The sequence below is a fragment of the Psychrobacter sp. 16-MNA-CIBAN-0192 genome, assembly GCF_040309565.1.
Lineage (GTDB): Bacteria > Pseudomonadota > Gammaproteobacteria > Pseudomonadales > Moraxellaceae > Psychrobacter.
This window is the reverse complement of the sequence record NZ_JBEOOX010000581.1, coordinates 1-247: the sequence shown is the minus strand read 5'-3', so window position 1 is coordinate 247 and position 247 is coordinate 1. Positions and strand designations below refer to the sequence as shown.

Sequence of the window (247 nt, the reverse complement as noted above, 5' to 3'; positions counted from 1 at the left end):
ATAGTTAACTCAATGCTAGGATTTGACATACTAATCTCCTTATAAAACTTCGCTGGCTGATTCGGCTAAGATACGACGCGCAATAATCACACGCATAATTTCGTTAGTGCCCTCAAGAATTTGATGAACACGTACATCTCTAACATGGCGCTCAAGCGGGTATTCTTTTATGTATCCGTAGCCACCGTGAATTTGCAGCGCGTCATTACAAACAGTAAAACCTACATCGGTTGCAAAGCGTTTAGCC

General features: G+C 42.1%; 1 protein-coding gene. It reads right to left on the bottom strand.

Annotated elements, in window-relative coordinates; genetic code table 11:
* Positions 1-39: 39 nt before the first annotated feature.
* On the bottom strand, positions 40-247 hold a 208-nt coding region (locus AAEY78_RS14470; protein ID WP_352340139.1), incomplete at its 5' end, for an acyl-CoA dehydrogenase family protein.